Here is a 20,482-nt window from a genome sequence, read left to right on the forward strand (position 1 = left end):
ACCATGATCAAAATAATCATTCATATTACGAAATTTATTATTGCCACTATCACTGCATTATTGTTCGCTTCGTGTAACTTTAACATAAACTCAATTGAAGGAAGTGGAAATGTTACTACCGAAAAAAGAATTGTTCAGGGTGATTTTAAAAGTGTATCAGTCAGCAATGCCATTGATTTAGTTATTGAACAATCTGATTCTACAGAAATTATTGTTGAAGCAGACGATAACATCCAAAAAGAAATTATAACAAAAGTTAAAAACGGAACCCTAATAGTTTCATGCAAATTCAATTCATTTAACAATGTTACCAAAAAGGTTACTGTAAGAATGCCGGTTATTGATAAACTCGAAGCTTCAAGTGCCTCATCTGTACACAGCAAAAATGTAATTGAGGGAGAAAATATAAATCTTGAAGCTTCAAGCGCTGCATCTATGGATATTAACATTGAATCTGATAATATTTCTTGCGATTCGGGAAGCGGAAGTACTGTTAATTTAGAAGGCAAAGCATTAAAAATTAAAACATCAGCTTCTAGCGGTTCAAGTATCAACGCTGAAAAATTATTAGCAAATGAAGTTGAAGCAGATGCTTCAAGTGGTGCAAGTATAAATGTGCATCCTATCGTACGATTGAAAGCAGATGCATCCAGCGGAGCAAGTATTAGTTTTGATACAAATCCAAAAATATACGAAAAATCAGAAAATTCAGGAGGAAGTGTCAGCAAAGGATAACACTATATTAAGTGTTAAATATAAAAGAAATCATTCATCAAAAGTGGATGATTTTTTTATATTTGTCAAAATCAAAATTTAGAATTAATGAAAAAAAATACAGTCCTGTTCTTATTGCTATTAGTTACTGCCTTAACTTTTGCCCAAAAGAGAGAAAAAATTAAAGGTTCTAAAATTGTTACAACATCAATAAAAGAAGTTGGTGATTTTGATGCCCTGGAAGTAGATGATAATATTGAAGTCTATTTGGAAAGAGGTGAAAAAAACGAAATAAAAATTGAAGCAGATGATAATTTACACGATATTATCGGAATGGATCTGAGAGAAAAAACACTACGTTTGTATACTTCAAAAGAATCTTCTATTTTCAAAAAACTAAGTGTACGCGTTACTTACACAAAATCATTAACAAAAGTAATTACTAAAAATGAAGCGATAATATATGCTATTCAGGAGCTTCTGTTAGATGACATTACATTTAACAGTTTTGATTATTCTAAATTACTTTTGAATGTCAATGCAAAGAAGTTCAGCCTGGTTGCAGATGATAAATCAAAATCGGAGATTAATTTAAAAGCCGATGACGCATCTTTACAACTAAGCAAAAGCTCCTCTATAAAATCTCTGGTATCAGCAATTAAATTCAAATGTGATTTATACCAAAAATCAAACGCTGCCATTGAAGGTGTCGCAGAAAAAGGGAGCATCCGCATAGACAACAATTCTACTTTCACCGGAAATAAATTCACCATTAAAGAAGCCAGCTTTACTGCTGAAAACAATGCAACCGGAAGTGTATTGGCTGAAATATCTATTTCACTTGCTATTGGAGACAAAGCCGAAGTTTCGCTTTTAGGTAAACCAACAATTCAACTTACACGTTTTAGTGAAGAGGCTAAATTGATTAAGAAGATTAAATAATTTTGTTTCAGGTTTTCTTGTTTCAGGTTTCAGGCTCGAAATAAAGACAAAAAGCTACAGAACAGAAAAATCCCTGTCTAAAATTTTAGACAGGGATTTTTTTTATCATTAATTTTTACAGATTCCAGTAACCTGAAACAAGAAAAAAAACTGAAACTACAATAGATTATTCTTTAGCAGCCAAATAACGTTCTGCATCAAGTGCGGCCATACAACCTGTACCCGCAGCAGTAATTGCCTGACGGTATACGTGATCTGCAGCATCACCAGCAACGAAAACACCTTCTACATTTGTCTTAGATGTTCCCGGAACATTCACAATATATCCTGTTTCATCAAGTGTGATGTAATCTTTAAAGATATCTGTATTGGGTTTGTGACCAATAGCTACGAAGAATCCTGTTGCTGGAATTTCAATAACTTCAGCAGTTGTTTTATTTAAAGCTTTAATAGCATGTACTACATTTCCATCACCTAAAACTTCAACAGTATCATGATTCAGTAAAATCTCGATGTTTTCAGTCTTACGAACACGCTCTTCCATAATTTTTGAAGCTCTGAATTTTTCGCTTCTTACCAGCATCGTTACTTTTTTACAAAGTTTTGACAGGTAATGTGCTTCTTCACAGGCAGAATCACCAGCTCCTACAATTACAACTTCCTGATTGCGGTAGAAAAATCCATCGCAAACCGCACAGGCAGAAACTCCCCCACCCATATTTAAGTAATGCTGTTCTGATGGCAATCCCAGATATTTAGCTGAAGCTCCTGTCGAAATAATAACAGTTTCACAGTGTAATTCTATCTTATCATTAATCCAGACTTTATGAATATCGCCTGAAAAATCAACCTTTGTAGCCCAACCGTCACGAATATCCGCTCCAAAACGTTTTGACTGCTCCTGTAACTGAATCATCATTTCAGGTCCTGTAACCCCATCCACATAACCAGGAAAATTTTCAACTTCATTTGTAGTTGTCAACTGACCTCCAGGCTGCATTCCCTGATAAAGAACCGGATTCATATTTGCTCTGGCAGCATAAATAGCAGCGGTGTAACCCGCAGGACCAGAACCAATAATAAGGCATTTAATTTTTTCGATTGTATCTGACATAATATTATGGTTGTGTTAATAATTACGGTGCAAAAATAAGTTTTTATTGTTGGAAAAAAGAATCCGATTAATCAGTTTTTATTATCCTGAAATAGAGAATCACCAATCAGCTAAAAAACAAAAAATCCTTTCTGTAAATACAGAAAGGATTTTGTCGGGGTGGCAGGATTCGAACCTGCGGCCTCCTGCTCCCAAAGCAGGCGCGATAACCGGGCTACGCTACACCCCGTAAGCGGGTGCAAATATACAACTATTTTTTGCTTATCCAAAAAATTTGAGGAATTAAAATAAAACTTTAATTAGAAGGATTAAAAGTAACCCCACTACAATATTATCCGTGAAATTTAAATATGAACACTTTTTCGCAAAACAAACAGTTACCGTAAAAACAAAATACATTAGCTAATTTAATTCAATTCGTTTAAGAACACCCACCAAACAAAGGCTAAAGAGTGTTTATCAAATGTTAACAAAATAGATTTTCAAAAACCATAAATAATTGTATTTTTACGGTTCAAAATTCAGAAAATAAATGGGCAAAATCATTGCTATTGCTAATCAAAAAGGAGGCGTTGGAAAGACTACTACATCAGTAAATCTTGCTGCCTCATTAGGTGTTTTAGAGAAAAAAGTTTTATTGATCGATGCTGATCCTCAAGCCAATGCTACATCTGGCCTTGGAATTGACGTAGAATCAGTAGAAACCGGAACTTATCAAATTCTTGAACATACTGTAACCCCAAAAGAAGCTATTTTAAAGTGCACATCTCCAAATGTTGACGTGATACCTGCTCACATTGACCTTGTAGCTATCGAAATTGAATTGGTTGACAAGGAAAACCGTGAATATATGCTTAAAAAAGCATTAGAGGAGGCTAAAGAAGAATATGACTTTATCATTATCGACTGCGCACCATCTCTGGGTCTCTTAACCTTAAATGCTTTAACAGCTGCAGATTCTGTAGTTATTCCAATTCAGTGTGAATATTTTGCACTTGAAGGGTTAGGAAAACTACTGAACACTATTAAAAGTATTCAGAAAATCCATAATCCTGATTTGGATATTGAAGGATTATTGCTAACCATGTACGATTCCAGATTGCGTTTATCAAATCAGGTTGTTGAAGAGGTTCAAAAACACTTTAACGATATGGTTTTTGAAACCGTTATTCAGCGAAATGTAAAATTAAGTGAAGCTCCAAGTTTTGGAGAAAGCATTATTAATTATGATGCTACCAGCAAAGGAGCAGTGAATTACATTAATTTAGCTCAGGAAATTATAAAGAAAAACAGCAAATAGTTTTTATGACAAAAGCAATTAAAAAACAAGCCTTAGGAAGAGGATTATCAGCATTATTAAAAGATCCGGAAAATGACATTACATCAGTAGAAGATAAAAATGCTGACAAAGTTGTTGGAAACATTATTGAGCTTGAAATAAGTGCTATCGAAATAAATCCTTTTCAGCCAAGAAGTAATTTCAATGAGGAGTCTTTACGCGAATTAGCCACTTCTATCAAAGAATTAGGTGTAATTCAGCCTATTACTGTTCGAAAATTAGACTTTAACAAATACCAGTTAATTTCTGGAGAACGTCGTTTACGCGCTTCTACTTCGATTGGCTTGACACATATTCCTGCTTATATCCGTATTGCTAATGATAATGAATCATTGGTGATGGCTTTGGTTGAAAACATTCAGCGTCATGATTTAGATCCTATTGAGATTGCGCTTTCTTACCAGCGTTTGATTGATGAAATTCAGCTAACCCAGGAACAAATGAGTGAACGTGTTGGAAAAAAACGCTCTACGATTGCCAATTATTTACGTCTTTTAAAACTGGATCCGATTATTCAAACCGGTATTCGCGACGGATTTATCAGCATGGGGCACGGAAGAGCTATCATTAACATTGAAGATCTTGACATTCAGACTGATATTTACCAAAAGATTGTGAGCCAAAACTTGTCTGTACGCGAAACAGAAACTCTGGTAAAAAACTATCATGAAGGCCTGAAACCAAAAGCTGAAGGAAAACCAAAAGCAGCTTCTTCATTTGTAGTTAAAGAAACGCAAAAAAACACTTTCAATGATTATTTTGGTGCGAAAGTTGATGTAAAAGTGGCAGGTAACGGAAAAGGAAAGATTACAATTCCGTTTAATTCAGAAGCCGACTTTAACAGAATTATAAAATTAATAAACGGATAGTGAATAAAATTGTCCCCATAGGCTTATTGTTCTTTCTCTTAGGAACCGTCTCTCTTTTTGCCCAGGCAAAAGAAGAAACGGTTTTAGTCACTAAAGACACCACTAAACTAGAGGAAATAGACCCACTGCGACCAGCAAAAGCTGCCTTTTACTCAGCCATCTTACCTGGTTTAGGACAGGCATACAATAAAAAATACTGGAAAATCCCTTTGGTTTATGGTGCAATTGGTACCAGCCTGTATTTTTATCTTGACAATAACAAAAAATACCATCAGTATCGCGACGAATACAAACGAAGGCTTGAAGGCTATAGTCCGGAAAGCGGCGATTTTGATTATCTGAGCGACGACAGGCTTATTGCCGGTCAAAAGTTTTATCAGCGTAATCGCGATTTGTCTGCCTTATTTGTTGTTGGATTCTACGTTTTAAACATCATTGACGCCAATGTCGACGCTTCTCTGATTCAATTTAATGTTAACGAAAGATTATCTCTGCGTCCGGAAATTTACCCTACGGATGTAACTTTTAAACCAAATGTCGGACTAACTTTTAACTACAACTTTTAAACGCATTTTTTAATCTGTTTAAATTTTAAAAAAATATACAAAAAAAATGAAAATTGCACTTTTAGGATACGGAAAAATGGGTCAGGTAATCGAAAGAATTGCTCTGGAAAGAGGTCATGAAATTGTCTTGAAAAAAGATGAATTCAATACTTATGACGGACTTTCAACTGCTGATGTTGCTATAGATTTTAGTGTACCTACAGCAGCCGTTGACAATATCTCCAATTGCTTTCATGCCAATGTTCCAGTAGTTTCAGGCACAACAGGCTGGCTGGATCGTTACAATGAAATGGAAACCCTTTGCAAAGAAAAACAAGGTGGTTTTATTTCGAGTTCAAACTTTAGCCTGGGTGTAAATATCTTTTTTGAACTGAATGAATATTTAGCCAAAATCATGGCTCAGTTTGATGCTTATAAAGTATCAATGGAAGAAATTCACCATACACAAAAATTAGATGCCCCAAGTGGAACAGCTATTTCTTTAGCAAAAGGTGTAATTGAAAACAGCGCCTACGCAAATTGGACTATGGAAGATGCAAAGTCAAATGAAATTCATATCGAAGCAAAAAGAATTGGTGATGTTCCGGGTACTCACACCGTAACCTATGACTCAACTGTGGACAGCATCGAATTAAAGCACACTGCACACAATCGTGAAGGCTTTGCTTTAGGAGCTGTTATTGCTGCTGAATGGCTTGCGGGTAAAAAAGGAATCTACACGATGAAAGACGTTTTGAATCTGGAATCCAAATAATATTCAAAAAATAATATTCTGAAATTTCAGAATTAAAAATATACAACTATGACACTTTATCTTTGGTTTGTTTTCTTCTTAGCTGTACAAATAATCCATTTTCTGGGAACCTGGAAATTATATCAGGCTGCAGGCCGAAAATCATGGGAAGCTGCAATTCCTGTTTATAATTCGATTGTTTTAATGAAAATTATTAGCCGCCCAACATGGTGGACAATATTACTTTTCATTCCGATTATCAACCTGATTATGTTTCCTGTTGTTTGGGTTGAAACCCTGAGAACGTTTGGAAAAAAAACAACTTTGGATACCTTTTTGGGAATTTTTACTTTAGGATTTTACATTTATTATGTCAATTACACTCAAAAATTAGTGCATAATGCTGACAGAAAATTAACTCCCGAAAACAGAACAGCAGACACAGTAAGTTCATTATTATTTGCCGTAATCGTAGCAACACTCGTACATACATATGTGGTACAACCTTTTACAATACCAACTTCTTCTTTAGAGAAATCACTATTAATTGGGGACTTTTTATTTGTAAGCAAAGTAAACTATGGACCAAGGGTTCCTATGACTACAGTTGCATTACCAATGGTACACGATTCGATTCCGTTAACAAAAAAGAAATCGTATTTAAGCTGGCCGCAATTACCTTATTTAAGGCTACCAGCTTTAGAAAAAATAAAACGAAATGACATTGTTGTTTTTAACTGGCCTGTTGATACCGTACATTACTTCTTTGAACCAAAAGGAAGACCAGGCGTTATAAAACCTATCGATAAGAAATCAAATTACGTAAAACGCTGCGTAGGTATCCCTGGCGATAGTTTGTCAATAAAAGATGGTTTTGTTTATATCAATAACAAAAAATTAATCCTTCCGGAAAGAGCCAAACCACAATATTCTTATGCCGTAGCTTTAGATGGTAAAACACCGATTGATTTTGAATCCCTTTTAAAAGAACTTAATGTCAATCTTGTTGATGTTATGGGATTTAAAGATGAAGCAAAAAGAGACACCTTATATTTTGCGGCTTTAACAGAAGCCAGCGCTGAGCGATTAAAACACACACCTGGGATCACAAATGTCAAAAGACAAATTTCCAAAGGAAACGAAAATGCAATTTTCCCTCATATCAACAAATGGAATCAGGATAATTTTGGACCGATATATATTCCGGAAGCAGGAAAAACAGTTGCTTTGACAAATGGATCGTTACCATTCTATAAAGACATCATTACCACTTATGAAGGTAATACTTTAGAGCTGCAAGGTTCAAAATTTTTAATAAATGGCAAACCTGCTACTACATACACCTTTAAACAAAACTACTATTGGATGATGGGAGACAACCGTCATAATTCTGAAGACAGCCGTTATTGGGGATATGTTCCAGAAAATCACATTGTAGGAAAGCCGGTTTTTATCTGGATGAGCTGGGATACAAACGGAAAAGGCATTAATAAAATCCGTTGGGACAGAGTCTTCACAACAGTTGATGGAGAAGGTCAGCCACAATCCTATTTTAAATATTTCCTGATTGCTTTAGCGGCATTTTTTATTGGAGAATATTTTTGGAAAAAGAGAAAAGAAAACAAAGCATAATTAAATAAGTTATTTTTGTTTGCTTCGCCTGTTCGAGCAAAGCTCTCGGGTAAGGTTTCAAGTCTCAAGTTTACATAAAACCTGAAACTTGAAACCTGAAACTATTTTAAACTAAAAACAAAAACATGAATTCCTTATTACTTCCTACTTATTTTCCGTCAATCAGCCATTTTACAGTTATGGCTCAATCTGAGAATATCACTTTTGAAATGGAAGATAATTTTCAAAAACAGACTAATAGAAACCGTACCTATATCTACAGTCCTAATGGAATTCAACTATTAAATATTCCTATTAAACATTCTAAATCGACACATCAAAAAACAAAAGATGTTTTGATTGAAAATGAATTTGACTGGCAAAAACAGCATTTTAAATCACTGGAAGCAGCTTACAGAAGTTCTCCTTTTTTTGAGTTTTTCGAGGATGACATTCTTCCTATATTCGAAAAAAAACATACCTATTTGATGGATTTAAACATGGAGGTTTTGGATACAGTTACCAAATGTTTACGCATGAAATTGCAATTTGGTAAGACTTCTGAATATTTTCATGAAGTACAAAATGTTTCTGATTTCAGATATCTGGCTAATGGAAAAAAAGATCAGAATTCATTTGAAAAATACCCGCAGGTTTTTGATGACAAACACGGTTTTATAAACAATTTAAGCATTTTGGATTTACTCTTCAATGAAGGGAAATTTGCAATGGATTATTTAAAAACACAGAAAATTATATAAAATTAATTGTGAATTGTAAGTTGTGAATTATAAATTTATATCACTTTCACTTAACTTTTCACTTTCGCCTTTGGTCTAAAAATCATTCTATTGAAAGCCTTGCCATGATGGGATAATGATCTGAATTTTCAAAATCAGAAAAACTTTCAAACTGTTTTACTTTCATTTTAGGATCAGTAAAAATATAGTCGATTCTTGCAGGATAGTATTTAAATTTATAAGTAGCACCAAAACCTTCTCCTGCTTCTTCAAAAGTATCTTTTAGTTTTCCTTTTATGTTTCGATAGACATAAGAAAAAGGGCTGTTATTCATATCTCCGCAAATAATAATCGGGAATTTACATTGTTTGATATTTTCTTTAAAAATCTCTGCCTGCTCCTGCTGCTGCCTGAATCCTTTACTTATTCTGGCAAATATTCGCTGTGACTTTTTTTGATTAACATTATCAATATCATCCGAAATCTCATTTACATCAGGCGAAATTTTAATAGACTGTAAATGCATATTATAAACCCTGATCACATCCTTGCCACGTTTTATATCAGCATAAACCACATTATTATCTGAGTTGGGGAAAATAATATTTCCTTCATTTATAATCGGAAATTTTGAAAAAATAGCCTGACCGGTTTTTATTTTTTTTCCATCTATAAAAATATAACGGTGAGGATATACTTTTAAATCCAGGTGAGCAGAATTCGAATACTCCTGAACACACAAAATATCAGGGTCTTTTTCATCTATAAATGCTTTTATATTCGCAGGAATATCATCACGGTCCAACCATTTAAAAACATTAAAAAGGCGGACATTATAACTCATTACAGAGAAATCCTTTTCGTCTTTTACATATTCTTTGCCAGATATTTTATAAAATTTACTAATAAATGTTATTCCGGTTAACAAGACTAATCCGGACAAAATAAGACGCTTTTTAAACTGAATTGCCCAATAAATGAAGAACAATCCATTTGCCACAAAAAAAGCAGGCATAAACAAAGTCAGCACCGATAAAAGCGGAGAGCTTTTAGGCGCCAAAAATGGTAAAACATAGATACTAAATGTAAGAACAGTTAGTACTATATTCAAAAAGAACATTATTTTATTAAACCAGGAAAGGTTCTTCATATTATTTTGCTAAGATTTATTTTCCAGCTTTAAATAGAAACTCTTTTTCTTCTTTAGTCAGACAATCATACCCAGACTGGCTGATTTTATCTAAAATTTCATCAATTTGCTGTTGCGTTTTGTCTTTCGTAACAATTCTTGATGTAGCTTTTTCTGTAGTTTTTTGATAATTTTTATGCACTTTTTTGAATGGGGTCGTTGGGGATTTTCTAAACAGATTGGCAAAAAAGTCTAATGTTTTAGAAATAATAACACTTAAATCTGTGCCATTTTGAAGTAATTTAATATAAGCAAATCCGAAGAAGGCTCCAGCCAAATGTGAGATATGCCCTCCGGTATTATCCAACCGTAATTGCATCAAATCTAAAATCAGGATTACACCTGTAATATGCCATAATTTTACATTTCCAATTAACAACAAGCGAACATTCATCAGTGGCTGATACGTTGTTGCCGCAACAAGAATTGCCATAATTGCAGCAGAAGCTCCAACGATAGGTGCCGAAATGTTTAAAAAATAATAAGTTAATGCAAACGTAATTCCTGCAAAAACAGCTCCTAAAATATACAATCCTAAATATTGTTTCTGAGTGAAAAAGGTCAAAAATAACTGGCTTGCAAAATTTAAAACCATCATATTAAACAATAAATGTAAAAATGAAGAATGAAAAAAAGCATACGTCAAAAATGTCCATGGCTTAAATAAAAAAACATTTGGATCTGAAGAAAGCGCCAACCATTCCGGATAAGCAAATCCACCACCAGAATATTGATAAAAAAACACTAATGAAATCAGAAAACAAGCAATATTCCAATAAATCAAACGTAGTGAAATACTTCCTATTTTATATTGTAATTTCAAATCATCCAGAATATTCATAAAAACTTCTTTTTCGTTTTATTAATTATTTAAAGTTAAAAATTAATTCCAACGATTGTTATTAAACTGATTTTTTTTCCAGTACAACATCATCAAAAAACCGGCAACTGCACCTCCAACATGTGCAAAATGCGCAATTCCTGTACCTCCACTTCCAAAGAGAGAACTTCCTTTAAAACCTAAAAACAAGTCGATTGCTAAAATTCCAGGAACAAAATATTTCGCTTTGACTGGAACCGGAATAAACATTAAGCCTAATTGTGCATTAGGAAACATAAATGCAAAAGCAGTTAGTAAACCATAAATCGCACCAGAAGCTCCTAAGACAGGCGACTGAACTATTGAACTTGCTTGCGCCAAATAATTAAATTGTTCTTGTGTACAGTGAACTTTATTCAAAATAGCCGAGATTTCACCCTGCACCATTTTTCCATTTGAGTCAAATAAAGACTGATAATCTGCATTTAAAATCAAATGAAGATCAGATTTAGACAAATTCAATTCTGACACTGAACCCAAGAGTGATTGCAACTGAAGGTAATTTACTCCTGTGTGAAGCAAAGCCGCTCCTAAACCACAAGAAATATAAAAAAACAAGAATTTTTTGCCACCCCAAAAATGTTCTAACATTGACCCAAACGAATATAATGCGAACATATTAAATGCAATATGCATAAAACCACCATGCATAAACATGTGTGTTATCGGCTGCCAAACCATAAAATTATTATTCTCAGGATAATAAAGAGCTAAAATTCTGTACGCAGGATTATCCGGATTGAAATCCCCTAGAGCCATAGTTCCTACAAAAAACAGAACATTTATTATCAATAATTGTTTTACAATGGGAGTCATGTTCATCATAAGGCAAACTTTTTATCTATATCTTCCACACGCATGGTGATGAAAGTAGGTTTTTGAAAAGGTGAAATATTGGGATCTTTGCAGGCAAATAACCCATTTACTAAATTATCCTGCTCTGTTTCGGTTAAATAAGATCCGGTTTTAACTGCTAAACTTTTGGCCATTGATTTGGCTATGGTATCATTCTGACTATAACTGCTCGCTGGTATTCCTTCCTGCAGATCACTTAATAACTGTTCGATTACAAGAGAAACTTCGCTTTCGGTAATATTAACCGGAATTCCCGAAATTACAATATGATCTGTTTGAGCTTTTTCGAAAACAAAACCTGTTGTTTCCAATGAAGGTTTAAGCTCTTCTATCAATGCCATTTCATCTGATGAATAAAACAAATTCAACGGAAACAACAACTGCTGACTTGAAGCCTGATTTACTGTCATATTCAGCAAAAATTGTTCATATAAAATACGCTGATGAGCCCGCTGCTGATCAACAATTACCATTCCTGATTTTATCGGCGAAACGATATATTTTTTATGTATCTGATATGTTTTTTGGCTTGCCTGCTCTACTTCATCATCATTAAAGAGTGAAGATGTCACTTCTTCATTTTCGAATGTAAATGGTGAACTTTCAATACTTTCCGCATTATCTAAATCCAGCCCAACATATAAACTTTCCCAACTTGCTGTTGGTTCAACTCTTTTAGAATAACCTGAATATGATGAACCTGAATGTAATGCTCCTGAAGATGAGGACGATCCGGAACTATAACCCGATCCTGAATTGGCTTTTGAATAATGCTGATTCGTTTTATCATCCGTAAAAGGATTAAAATTGCCATCTATCTGAATCGTTGGTGTTTCTGCTTCTAAATCTTTATAGTGATATGGTGTATCTAAATTCGAATCCCGATCAAAATCAAGAACCGGCGCTACATTAAACTGACCTAAACTATGCTTAATCGAAGCCCTTAGGATAGCATACAAAGCCTGTTCATCATCAAACTTTATTTCAGTTTTTGTTGGATGAATATTAATATCAATCGTGTTTGGCGGTACCTGTAAATATAGAAAATAGCTTGGCTGAGAACCCTCTTTTAAAAGTCCCTCGTAAGCAGCCATAACTGCATGATGCAAATAACCACTTTTTATAAAACGATCGTTTACAAAAAAGAACTGCTCACCCCTGCTTTTCTTGGCAAATTCAGGCTTACAGACAAAACCCTGAACATTTATAATTTCAGTATCTTCATTAACCGGAACCAGTTTTTCGTTGGTTTTGCCAGACATTATCCCAACTATACGCTGACGATATCCTGCAGCCGGCAAATTGTACATTTCGCTTCCATTATGATAAAAAGTAAAATGAATGTTTGGATGTGCCAAAGCTACACGCTGAAATTCATCCATAACATGACGAAATTCAACTGTATCCGATTTCAGGAAATTACGTCTGGCAGGAATATTAAAAAATAGATTTTTAACCGCAAATGAAGTTCCTTTTGGCAAAACCGCCACTTCCTGCGATACGAACTTACTTCCTTCGATAACAATATGCGTACCTAGCTCCTCCTGATCCTGCCTGGTCTTCATTTCCATATGCGCAATCGCAGCAATAGAAGCTAAGGCTTCGCCACGAAAACCTTTAGTACATAATGAAAACAAATCTTCGGCCTGGCGAATTTTTGAGGTTGCATGACGTTCAAAACACAAACGTGCATCTGTAACACTCATTCCCTTACCATTATCAATAACCTGAACCAATGATTTCCCGGCGTCTTTGATAATTAATTTAATGTCGGTTGCATCAGCATCAACAGCATTTTCCAGCAGCTCTTTTACGACTGAAGCAGGTCTTTGAACCACCTCTCCGGCGGCAATTTGATTGGCAACATGATCAGGAAGCAATTGAATAATACTCGACATTGAAAATTTTAGATTGTAGATTAACGATTTAAGATTTTTGATTTGAAATCTAATCCAAGGTGTACAAATTTAATGAATTTATGCTTGGTTTTAGAAAATTCACAATCATAAAAAAAACAAAAAACCTATACTATTTTACACAGTATAGGTCTTACTATTTTTAAAACAGTTGGGTTTTATTCGTTCTCAATTTTTATAGGAGTTTCTTCGATTTGAAGAGCACCTGAAGACAACAAAGGCTGATTAAAAGAATGTGAAATAGAAGCCTGTTGACGAATATAAGCCATTTTTATTGCAGCAATAGCAGCTTCTGTTCCTTTATTCCCATGAACTCCTCCACTTCTGTCAATTGACTGCTGCATTGTATTATCTGTCAAAACACAAAAAATAACCGGAATATCAGTCTGAACATTCAGATCTTTAATCCCCTGCGTTACACCTTCACAAACAAAATCAAAATGTTTTGTCTGCCCTTGAATTACACAACCAATTACAATAACTGCATCAACATTTTGCGTCTGCAGCATTTTTTTTGCGCCATAAATCAGCTCAAAACTTCCGGGAACATTCCAACGGATAATTTGTTGCGCAGGTACATCACAGTCAATTAGTGCTTCAAAGGCACCGTTATAAAGTCCTTCGGTTATAGTGTCGTTCCACTCAGAAACAACAATCCCAAATCGAAAGTCTTTCGCATTTGGGATTGTGTTTTTATCGTATTCTGATAAATTTTTATTTTCCGTAGCCATTTGTAGTATTATTAGAATTTAAATTTACGATTGCTAAAATACGAATCTAAAATATAAAATCTGAACTCAAAAGCATAATTATTGCGCTAATCCAATCAGGGCATCAACTGAATTTGCTTCCGGAGTTCCGTCAAAGTTTTCTTTGATATCTGTCAGATATTTCAAAGCATCTTCTTTTTGACCTAAAGTTAATGCTGTTTTAGCTGCTTTTAATAAAAAACGAGGTGTTGTAAAATCATTCTTATTAGATTCGGCAGCTTTTACATAATAATCAAGAGCTTCTTTTTGGTTGTTTTTTTGAGAATAAGCATCTCCTATTGCTCCTTTTGCCAAAGCGCTTAAAATCATATCATCTGATTTGAACTCTCCTAAATATTTGATTGCTTCGTCAAATTTACCAGTATTTAAATAAGCAATGCCAGCATAATAATTTGCTAAGTTTCCTGCATCCGTTCCGGAATATTCATCAGCGATTTTCACGAAGCCGAATTTACCTTCAGAACCATTCAAAGCCAATTTGTACAATGAATCGCTCGCTACACCATCAGTTGCTTTTTGGAAATTTTGCTGCGCAACAAACATTTCATTTGCAGCCTCATCCTGTTTAGGAGCTTCAATAAATTTTTGGTAAGCTAAATACCCAATAGTTAATACAGCAATACCAGCAACTAAACCAATAATGATTTTTTGATTTTTAGCAACCCAATCCTCAGTTCTTGAAGCAGTTTCATCTAATTTAGAAAAAACACCAGCTGTGGTACTGTCTCTTTCGTCAATTACTACCTGTGGTTCTTCATTTACATCTTTAACTTCCTTCTCTTTTGGTGCTTTATATCCTCTTTTATTGTAAGTAGCCATTTAAAATTAATTTAGTGAACGGCAAAAATAAAATTTTTATTGAAACTGAAGTAAAAAAAATCAAAATTATCACTATTTTAAAAAAAATATTTTCAGCAAACGTAACTCCTTTCGCAACAGCGTTAAAATAAATCAACCTGAAACGTTTCAAAAACCGTTTATATCGATAAAATTAGATAATTTTACATACTCAAATTTACTGCGCAAAAACAGTATTTTTTCTTTTTAGAGTCCCTTAAAAAATGCATTTAAACAAAATCTCATTATTCAATTATAAAAATTTCTCCGAAATCAGTTTCGATTTTGACCACAAGATTAATTGTTTTGTTGGTAAAAACGGAATTGGAAAGACCAATGTATTAGATGCGATTTACCATCTGGCTTACGGAAAAAGTTATTTTAATCCTCTGGCGGTTCAAAACATCAAACATGGAGAGGAGTTTTTTGTAATTGATGCTGAACTTGAAAAAAATGACAGAACGGAACAAATTGTCTGCAGTTTAAAAAAAGGACAAAAAAAAGTTTTAAAAAGAAACGGAAAAGCTTACGATAAATTTTCAGACCATATCGGCTTTATCCCGTTAGTAATTATTTCACCTGCAGACCGCGATTTAATTGTTGAAGGAAGCGAAACGCGCCGTAAGTTTATGGACAGTGTGATTTCGCAATTAGACTCAGCCTATCTGCATCAGCTTATTCAATATCAGAAAGTAATTGTGCAGCGAAATGCACTTTTAAAATATTTCGCTCTCAATCATACTTTTGATAATGATACCTTATCTATATATAATGAGCAATTAAATGAATACGGAAAATTTATTTTTGAAAAACGAAAAGATTTCCTGGAACAATTTATACCTATATTTAATGTACACCATCAGACCATAACAGGTTCTGAGGAATCGGTGCAATTAGTCTATGAAAGTCATTTGTTTGAAAATGATTTATTAACTCTTTTACAGGAAAATATCAATAAGGACAGAGCGCTTCATTATACAAGTTCAGGAATCCATAAAGATGATTTGTCTTTTGAAATTGATTCGCATCCGATAAAAAAATTCGGTTCACAGGGACAACAAAAATCGTTTTTGATTGCGTTGAAACTGGCTCAATTTGAGTTTTTAAAAAAACAAAGCGGTGTAAAACCTATTTTACTTTTTGACGATATTTTCGACAAACTGGACGAAACAAGGGTAGCTAAAATTATAGAAATGGTAAACAGCGAAACTTTTGGTCAGCTATTTATTTCTGACACACATCCGGAACGTACCGAAGCGATTGTAAAATCGACACACCAGAGTTATAAGATATTTAATTTGTAATTTTATAAAGAAATCAAAAGTTAAAAAAACAACTGCAATAAAAATATAGATTATGCTAACAAAAGATTCATTGCAATTTTTAGACGATTTAAAAAAGAACAATAACCGTGACTGGTTTCAGGATAATAAAAAACGATATGAGATTTTCAAAAAAGATTATCATCAACTGGTAAGTGATTTTCTGGATGTAATGAAACCGCTTGATCCTTCGTTAGAATTGTTAGAAATTAAAGATTGTACTTTCAGAATCAATCGTGATATTCGGTTCTCAAAAGACAAGTCTCCATATAAAGCTCATTTAGGCGTATGGCTTTCATCAGGTGCAAAAGGCGCCAATCGTTCCGGATATTATGTACATATTGAAAAAGGAGCCAGTTTTATTGCCGGGGGGTTTTATTCGCCTGATGCTGATCAGTTAAAAAAAGTCCGTAAAGAAATTGCTTTTTTTCATGATGATTTAGAAGCTATTTTAGCAGATAAAAACTTCAAAAAAGAGTTTGACGGTTTTGACATCAATGAAAGTAACTCTCTTAAAAGTATGCCCCGCGGTTATGAAAAAGATCACCCGGCGATTGAGTTTTTAAAACTGAAGAGCTTTACAACCTCTCAAAAATTTGATATTACAGAAGTAACTCAGAAAGACTTCGTAAAAAAAATGAGCCAGAAACTGATTGTCTTAAAACCTTTGAATGAATTCATCAATCGTGCTTTGGACACAGATGAATGTTAATATTGTCGAATGAAAAAAAGAAAAATACTTTTTCTGGGAGAATCATATCGTGCAGATGCTATTACCTGGATGAAAGGCCTGAAAGAATTTGGTGATTTTGAAATTATCACCTGGGAACTTAACACGCCAAATAATTCCAAACTTAATCGTTTCAAACGTATTTTAGAATACCTCTTCTCTCCTGTTTCTATTCGAAAAATAATCCTGAAAGAAAAACCCGATATGGTAATTGCTGAAAGAACAACCAGTTACGGATTTCTTGCTGCATTATCCGGATCTAAAACCATCGCAATCGCCCAGCAGGGCAGAACCGATTTATGGCCGGAAACCTCCATTTTATATGCTTTTAAGAAATTTATTCAGAAATATGCTTTTACGAAAGCCCATTTAATTCACGCCTGGGGACCTGTCATGGCAATTCACATGAAAGCAACTGGCGTTGACATGAAAAAAGTTTTAGTACTGCCTAAAGGAATCGACTTATCACTTTTTACTCCTTCAACAAATAATTCGAACAAAATTGAAGCCATTGTAACGCGTTCGCTTCAGCCGGAATATCGACACGATTCTATCCTAAAAGCTTTTGGAATTCTAAATCAAAGAGGAATTGATTTTTCATTGACGATTGTTGGTAACGGAACAAGATTACAGTTTTTAAAAGATTTAGCAAAAGAACTCCAAATCGAAAATAAAGTGATTTTTACAGGAAGAATCCCAAATACGGAACTTCCAAAACTGTTACAGCAATCCAATATTTACATCAGCATGCCCATTACTGAAGGCGTTTCAGCTTCTTTATTTGAAGCAATGGCATGTAATTGTTTTCCTGTTGTTTCAGACATTCCGGGAAATCAAAGCTGGATTACACATCGCGAAAATGGTCAATTAATAGAAATTGACAATATCGAAATGCTGGCAAACGAATTAATCTGGTCTTTTGAAAATGCTGAATCCCGAAATCAGACAATAATTCAGAATAGAAAATTTGTGGAAGAAAATGCTAATTATAATATTAACATGAAGTTTATTTCAGAGAAATATCATGAATTATTAAACTTGAAAAACTTTTAACCTCAAGGTTTACTAAGTCATTTTTTCAAACCCATTTAAACTTGCGTTCGCGACATAAAACTTTATATCCTTTGCGGTCAAACCAAAAATTATAATTCATACTTTTGATTCCTATTAAAGCCTTTTTACATATGGAAATCCAATCCAACTTTTCTCTAAAAAACTATAATACTTTTGGCATTGAAGCCAAAGCAAAACAATTTGCTGCAGTGCACTCTGTTGAAGAATTGAAAACCATTTTGGCAGCAAACAAAAACGAGAAAAAATTCATTTTGGGAGGCGGAAGCAATATGCTTTTAACCCAGGACATTGATGCTCTGGTTATCCATATTGATTTGAAAGGCAAGAAAATAATCAAAGAAGATGACGATTTTGTCTGGGTAGAAAGTCAGGCGGGTGAAGTATGGCATGATTTCGTACTTTACACTATCGACCATAATTTTGGCGGATTAGAAAACATGTCCCTGATTCCGGGAAATGTTGGTACTACTCCGGTTCAGAATATAGGGGCTTACGGAACGGAGATCAAAGATACATTTATTTCCTGCGAAGCCATGAATATCACTACTCAGGAAATGAAAAGTTTTACAAATGCTGAATGTAATTTTGGCTACCGCGAAAGCATCTTCAAAAATGAAGTAAAAGACCAGTATATTATTACTTCGGTTATTTTTAAACTGACTAAACGCAATCATAAGATCAATACTTCTTACGGGGATATTTTGGCTGAATTGGCAAAAAACAATATCACAGAACCTACATTAAAAGATGTCAGCAACGCTGTAATTGCCATCAGACAAAGTAAATTACCGGATCCTAAAGAATTAGGAAACAGTGGAAGTTTCTTTAAAAATCCGATTTTACTGAAATCTGATTTTGAAAAAATTCATCAAAAATTTCCTGAAATGAAATATTACGAAGTCTCAGAAACCGAAGTAAAAGTTCCTGCAGGCTGGCTGATTGAACAGGCTGGTTTTAAAGGAAAACGTTTTGGCGATGCAGGAGTTCATAAAAATCAGGCGTTAGTTTTAGTGAATTACGGAAATGCAACCGGCCAGGAAATCCTTGCTGTTTCAAAAGAGGTTCAAAAAACAGTTTTTGAAACTTTCGGCATTCATATTGAAGCCGAAGTGAATGTAATTTAACTTTTATGAATCAAGATTCTAAATGAAAAAACTCAACATCAGAGTAATTTTACTTCAATTACTCGGAATGATTTTCCTCATTCATGGTACATTACAATTAAGATTCTACTCTGTGGCTGAAGAGATTATTTGTGCTGCCAACGATTTTCAGAATCAAAAAAAAGAATGCTGGAACAGATTGTTTCCAACAATGGAAAGCATTTCCGGTTTTTGGCCAGGCGTTTATATCTGGATATTTTTAGGCGCATCAGCCGGCATTATTATAATCTCTTTTTTGAATTGGAAAAACAAACTCTCTGCCTTAAATACAATTTTAGTTTCAACCCTTATATATATTCTTTTAAGGCTTAAATTTTTCAGAAAAAGCACCATATCGCACTTATTATCTTCATTTGGTAATTTATTTTCTGATGATTTTAAAACACAATGTCTGATTAGGGGAGCAGTTTTTACCTTACTTGGAATTTTTATTTTATGGGTAAGTGCTAATCCAAATTTATCTAATTTTAGAAAAAATATTAGTAAAAGCTAATTCAAAAAATGTACACACCACATATCTATAAGAATGAAAACCCGGAAGAAATCAGAACTTTTTTGAAAGAAAATAGTTTTGGAATTTTGATCAATCAGACTAACGGAAAATTATGCGCAACGCATATCCCGATAGAACTTGACATAAATACTGATGGAAAAGAAATTTTGCAGGGGCATATTTCAAAACTCAATCCGCAGGCAGAAGGCTTTGCAGAAAACGATCATGTTCTGGCAGTATTTACCGGGTCTCATGCTTACATTTCTTCTTCCTGGTACGATCATGAAAATGTGCCTACATGGAATTACATAGCCGTACATGTTTATGGCAGAATTAAAATTGTAGATGAAGCAACCTCAATACAACAGCTTAAAAAATTGGTTGATAAATATGAAACTGGCTCAGAGAATCCTGTCCGAGTAGAGAATTTATCCGCAAAAACGATGCGTGAATCAAGAGGAATTTTTGGTTTTGAAATTGAAATAGATGAAATCCAGGCGACCAAAAAACTATCCCAAAGTCGTGATGATTATAACTTTAAAAACATAATTTCGGAACTGGAAAAAACAGAAAACCCTCAGGCTATTGCCGTTGCAAGAGAAATGTCAAAATGCCGAAAGTAAAT

Annotated in this window: 21 protein-coding genes and 1 tRNA gene; 14 read left to right on the plus strand and 8 right to left on the minus strand. The window is 34.0% G+C overall.

Annotated elements, in window-relative coordinates; all coding sequences use genetic code 11:
• Window positions 1-3 precede the first annotated feature (3 nt).
• Together GXM16_RS07790 and GXM16_RS07795 are read left to right on the plus strand one after the other, a co-directional pair.
• A complete protein-coding gene (locus GXM16_RS07790) occupies window positions 4-735 on the plus strand; it encodes a head GIN domain-containing protein (RefSeq protein WP_163393837.1) in 732 nt (243 codons plus the stop codon).
• An 87-nt stretch (window positions 736-822) separates the two neighbouring features.
• Window positions 823-1,656 carry a GIN domain-containing protein gene (locus GXM16_RS07795; protein WP_163393838.1) on the plus strand — a complete coding sequence of 278 codons (834 nt, stop codon included), beginning with the start codon at window positions 823-825 and terminating at the stop codon, window positions 1,654-1,656.
• A gap of 166 nt (window positions 1,657-1,822) precedes the next feature.
• Here the strand turns inward: GXM16_RS07795 and trxB are convergent, their stop codons facing one another.
• Complete coding sequence (gene trxB, locus GXM16_RS07800; protein ID WP_163393839.1) at window positions 1,823-2,770, minus strand: thioredoxin-disulfide reductase; 948 nt, start codon at window positions 2,768-2,770, stop codon at window positions 1,823-1,825.
• Window positions 2,771-2,924: 154 nt separating this feature from the next.
• Window positions 2,925-2,999: transfer RNA gene (locus GXM16_RS07805), tRNA-Pro, on the minus strand.
• Window positions 3,000-3,302: 303 nt separating this feature from the next.
• On the opposite strand from GXM16_RS07805, the gene GXM16_RS07810 reads away from it, so the two are divergent.
• The 6 genes from GXM16_RS07810 (at window position 3,303) to GXM16_RS07835 (ending at window position 8,649) form a co-directional block, all read left to right on the plus strand.
• Window positions 3,303-4,070, plus strand: coding sequence for a ParA family protein (locus GXM16_RS07810; RefSeq protein WP_163393840.1), 768 nt, complete (start codon window positions 3,303-3,305; stop codon window positions 4,068-4,070).
• Window positions 4,071-4,075: 5 nt separating this feature from the next.
• Complete coding sequence (locus tag GXM16_RS07815; protein WP_163393841.1) at window positions 4,076-4,978, plus strand: ParB/RepB/Spo0J family partition protein; 903 nt, start codon at window positions 4,076-4,078, stop codon at window positions 4,976-4,978.
• Window positions 4,978-5,544 carry a DUF5683 domain-containing protein gene (locus tag GXM16_RS07820; RefSeq protein WP_163393842.1) on the plus strand — a complete coding sequence of 189 codons (567 nt, stop codon included), beginning with the start codon at window positions 4,978-4,980 and terminating at the stop codon, window positions 5,542-5,544. Before GXM16_RS07815 ends, GXM16_RS07820 begins: the two co-directional genes overlap by 1 nt.
• A gap of 46 nt (window positions 5,545-5,590) precedes the next feature.
• Window positions 5,591-6,298: a 4-hydroxy-tetrahydrodipicolinate reductase gene (gene dapB / locus GXM16_RS07825; protein ID WP_163393843.1), complete on the plus strand. Its 708-nt coding sequence runs from the start codon at window positions 5,591-5,593 to the stop codon at window positions 6,296-6,298.
• Window positions 6,299-6,346: 48 nt separating this feature from the next.
• Window positions 6,347-7,909: a signal peptidase I gene (lepB, locus tag GXM16_RS07830; protein ID WP_163393844.1), complete on the plus strand. Its 1,563-nt coding sequence runs from the start codon at window positions 6,347-6,349 to the stop codon at window positions 7,907-7,909.
• A gap of 125 nt (window positions 7,910-8,034) precedes the next feature.
• A complete protein-coding gene (locus GXM16_RS07835) occupies window positions 8,035-8,649 on the plus strand; it encodes a WbqC family protein (protein ID WP_163393845.1) in 615 nt (204 codons plus the stop codon).
• Window positions 8,650-8,731: 82 nt separating this feature from the next.
• Here GXM16_RS07835 and GXM16_RS07840 read toward each other — a convergent pair whose 3' ends face one another.
• The 6 genes from GXM16_RS07840 to GXM16_RS07865 all read right to left on the minus strand — a co-directional run bounded on the left by GXM16_RS07840 (window position 8,732) and on the right by GXM16_RS07865 (window position 15,057).
• Window positions 8,732-9,748 carry an endonuclease/exonuclease/phosphatase family protein gene (locus tag GXM16_RS07840; RefSeq protein WP_229684294.1) on the minus strand — a complete coding sequence of 339 codons (1,017 nt, stop codon included), beginning with the start codon at window positions 9,746-9,748 and terminating at the stop codon, window positions 8,732-8,734.
• Window positions 9,749-9,794: 46 nt separating this feature from the next.
• Window positions 9,795-10,658, minus strand: coding sequence for a rhomboid family intramembrane serine protease (locus tag GXM16_RS07845; protein WP_163393847.1), 864 nt, complete (start codon window positions 10,656-10,658; stop codon window positions 9,795-9,797).
• Between the two features lie 42 nt (window positions 10,659-10,700).
• A complete protein-coding gene (locus GXM16_RS07850; protein ID WP_163393848.1) occupies window positions 10,701-11,522 on the minus strand; it encodes a rhomboid family intramembrane serine protease in 822 nt (273 codons plus the stop codon).
• Window positions 11,519-13,450: a DNA mismatch repair endonuclease MutL gene (gene mutL, locus GXM16_RS07855; RefSeq protein WP_163393849.1), complete on the minus strand. Its 1,932-nt coding sequence runs from the start codon at window positions 13,448-13,450 to the stop codon at window positions 11,519-11,521. Before mutL ends, GXM16_RS07850 begins: the two co-directional genes overlap by 4 nt.
• Window positions 13,451-13,626: 176 nt before the next feature.
• Window positions 13,627-14,199, minus strand: coding sequence for a 6,7-dimethyl-8-ribityllumazine synthase (ribH, locus tag GXM16_RS07860; protein WP_163393850.1), 573 nt, complete (start codon window positions 14,197-14,199; stop codon window positions 13,627-13,629).
• A gap of 78 nt (window positions 14,200-14,277) precedes the next feature.
• Window positions 14,278-15,057: a tetratricopeptide repeat protein gene (locus GXM16_RS07865; RefSeq protein ID WP_163393851.1), complete on the minus strand. Its 780-nt coding sequence runs from the start codon at window positions 15,055-15,057 to the stop codon at window positions 14,278-14,280.
• 242 nt (window positions 15,058-15,299) lie between these two features.
• Here GXM16_RS07865 and recF point away from each other — a divergent pair, with 242 nt between their 5' ends.
• The 6 genes from recF to GXM16_RS07895 all read left to right on the plus strand — a co-directional run bounded on the left by recF (window position 15,300) and on the right by GXM16_RS07895 (window position 20,480).
• Complete coding sequence (gene recF, locus GXM16_RS07870; protein WP_163393852.1) at window positions 15,300-16,379, plus strand: DNA replication/repair protein RecF; 1,080 nt, start codon at window positions 15,300-15,302, stop codon at window positions 16,377-16,379.
• 52 nt (window positions 16,380-16,431) lie between these two features.
• Window positions 16,432-17,109 carry a DUF2461 domain-containing protein gene (locus GXM16_RS07875; protein WP_163393853.1) on the plus strand — a complete coding sequence of 226 codons (678 nt, stop codon included), beginning with the start codon at window positions 16,432-16,434 and terminating at the stop codon, window positions 17,107-17,109.
• A gap of 9 nt (window positions 17,110-17,118) precedes the next feature.
• The gene (locus GXM16_RS07880) at window positions 17,119-18,180 is read left to right on the plus strand and encodes a glycosyltransferase (protein WP_163393854.1); all 1,062 of its coding nucleotides are present in this window, start codon (window positions 17,119-17,121) and stop codon (window positions 18,178-18,180) included.
• Between the two features lie 131 nt (window positions 18,181-18,311).
• Entirely contained in the window at window positions 18,312-19,325 is a 1,014-nt protein-coding gene (gene murB, locus GXM16_RS07885; protein ID WP_163393855.1) for a UDP-N-acetylmuramate dehydrogenase, read from the plus strand.
• A 22-nt stretch (window positions 19,326-19,347) separates the two neighbouring features.
• Window positions 19,348-19,857 (plus strand): hypothetical protein, encoded by a 510-nt coding sequence (locus GXM16_RS07890; protein ID WP_163393856.1) that lies wholly within the window; start codon window positions 19,348-19,350, stop codon window positions 19,855-19,857.
• An 8-nt stretch (window positions 19,858-19,865) separates the two neighbouring features.
• A complete protein-coding gene (locus GXM16_RS07895; RefSeq protein ID WP_163393857.1) occupies window positions 19,866-20,480 on the plus strand; it encodes an FMN-binding negative transcriptional regulator in 615 nt (204 codons plus the stop codon).
• Window positions 20,481-20,482 lie beyond the last annotated feature (2 nt).

Source organism: Flavobacterium limi (genome assembly GCF_010645075.1).
GTDB lineage: Bacteria > Bacteroidota > Bacteroidia > Flavobacteriales > Flavobacteriaceae > Flavobacterium > Flavobacterium limi.

What these genes read in the sequence shown, in the direction of transcription:
- GXM16_RS07790 (WP_163393837.1), top strand. Translation starts at nt 4, where the DNA reads ATGATCAAAATAATCATTCATATTACGAAATTTATTATTGCCACTATC.
- GXM16_RS07795 (WP_163393838.1), top strand. Translation starts at nt 823, where the DNA reads ATGAAAAAAAATACAGTCCTGTTCTTATTGCTATTAGTTACTGCCTTA.
- trxB (WP_163393839.1), bottom strand. Translation starts at nt 2,770, where the DNA reads ATGTCAGATACAATCGAAAAAATTAAATGCCTTATTATTGGTTCTGGT.
- GXM16_RS07810 (WP_163393840.1), top strand. Translation starts at nt 3,303, where the DNA reads ATGGGCAAAATCATTGCTATTGCTAATCAAAAAGGAGGCGTTGGAAAG.
- GXM16_RS07815 (WP_163393841.1), top strand. Translation starts at nt 4,076, where the DNA reads ATGACAAAAGCAATTAAAAAACAAGCCTTAGGAAGAGGATTATCAGCA.
- dapB (WP_163393843.1), top strand. Translation starts at nt 5,591, where the DNA reads ATGAAAATTGCACTTTTAGGATACGGAAAAATGGGTCAGGTAATCGAA.
- lepB (WP_163393844.1), top strand. Translation starts at nt 6,347, where the DNA reads ATGACACTTTATCTTTGGTTTGTTTTCTTCTTAGCTGTACAAATAATC.
- GXM16_RS07835 (WP_163393845.1), top strand. Translation starts at nt 8,035, where the DNA reads ATGAATTCCTTATTACTTCCTACTTATTTTCCGTCAATCAGCCATTTT.
- GXM16_RS07840 (WP_229684294.1), bottom strand. Translation starts at nt 9,748, where the DNA reads ATGTTCTTTTTGAATATAGTACTAACTGTTCTTACATTTAGTATCTAT.
- GXM16_RS07845 (WP_163393847.1), bottom strand. Translation starts at nt 10,658, where the DNA reads ATGAATATTCTGGATGATTTGAAATTACAATATAAAATAGGAAGTATT.
- GXM16_RS07850 (WP_163393848.1), bottom strand. Translation starts at nt 11,522, where the DNA reads ATGATGAACATGACTCCCATTGTAAAACAATTATTGATAATAAATGTT.
- mutL (WP_163393849.1), bottom strand. Translation starts at nt 13,450, where the DNA reads ATGTCGAGTATTATTCAATTGCTTCCTGATCATGTTGCCAATCAAATT.
- ribH (WP_163393850.1), bottom strand. Translation starts at nt 14,199, where the DNA reads ATGGCTACGGAAAATAAAAATTTATCAGAATACGATAAAAACACAATC.
- GXM16_RS07865 (WP_163393851.1), bottom strand. Translation starts at nt 15,057, where the DNA reads ATGGCTACTTACAATAAAAGAGGATATAAAGCACCAAAAGAGAAGGAA.
- recF (WP_163393852.1), top strand. Translation starts at nt 15,300, where the DNA reads ATGCATTTAAACAAAATCTCATTATTCAATTATAAAAATTTCTCCGAA.
- GXM16_RS07875 (WP_163393853.1), top strand. Translation starts at nt 16,432, where the DNA reads ATGCTAACAAAAGATTCATTGCAATTTTTAGACGATTTAAAAAAGAAC.
- GXM16_RS07880 (WP_163393854.1), top strand. Translation starts at nt 17,119, where the DNA reads ATGAAAAAAAGAAAAATACTTTTTCTGGGAGAATCATATCGTGCAGAT.
- murB (WP_163393855.1), top strand. Translation starts at nt 18,312, where the DNA reads ATGGAAATCCAATCCAACTTTTCTCTAAAAAACTATAATACTTTTGGC.
- GXM16_RS07890 (WP_163393856.1), top strand. Translation starts at nt 19,348, where the DNA reads ATGAAAAAACTCAACATCAGAGTAATTTTACTTCAATTACTCGGAATG.
- GXM16_RS07895 (WP_163393857.1), top strand. Translation starts at nt 19,866, where the DNA reads ATGTACACACCACATATCTATAAGAATGAAAACCCGGAAGAAATCAGA.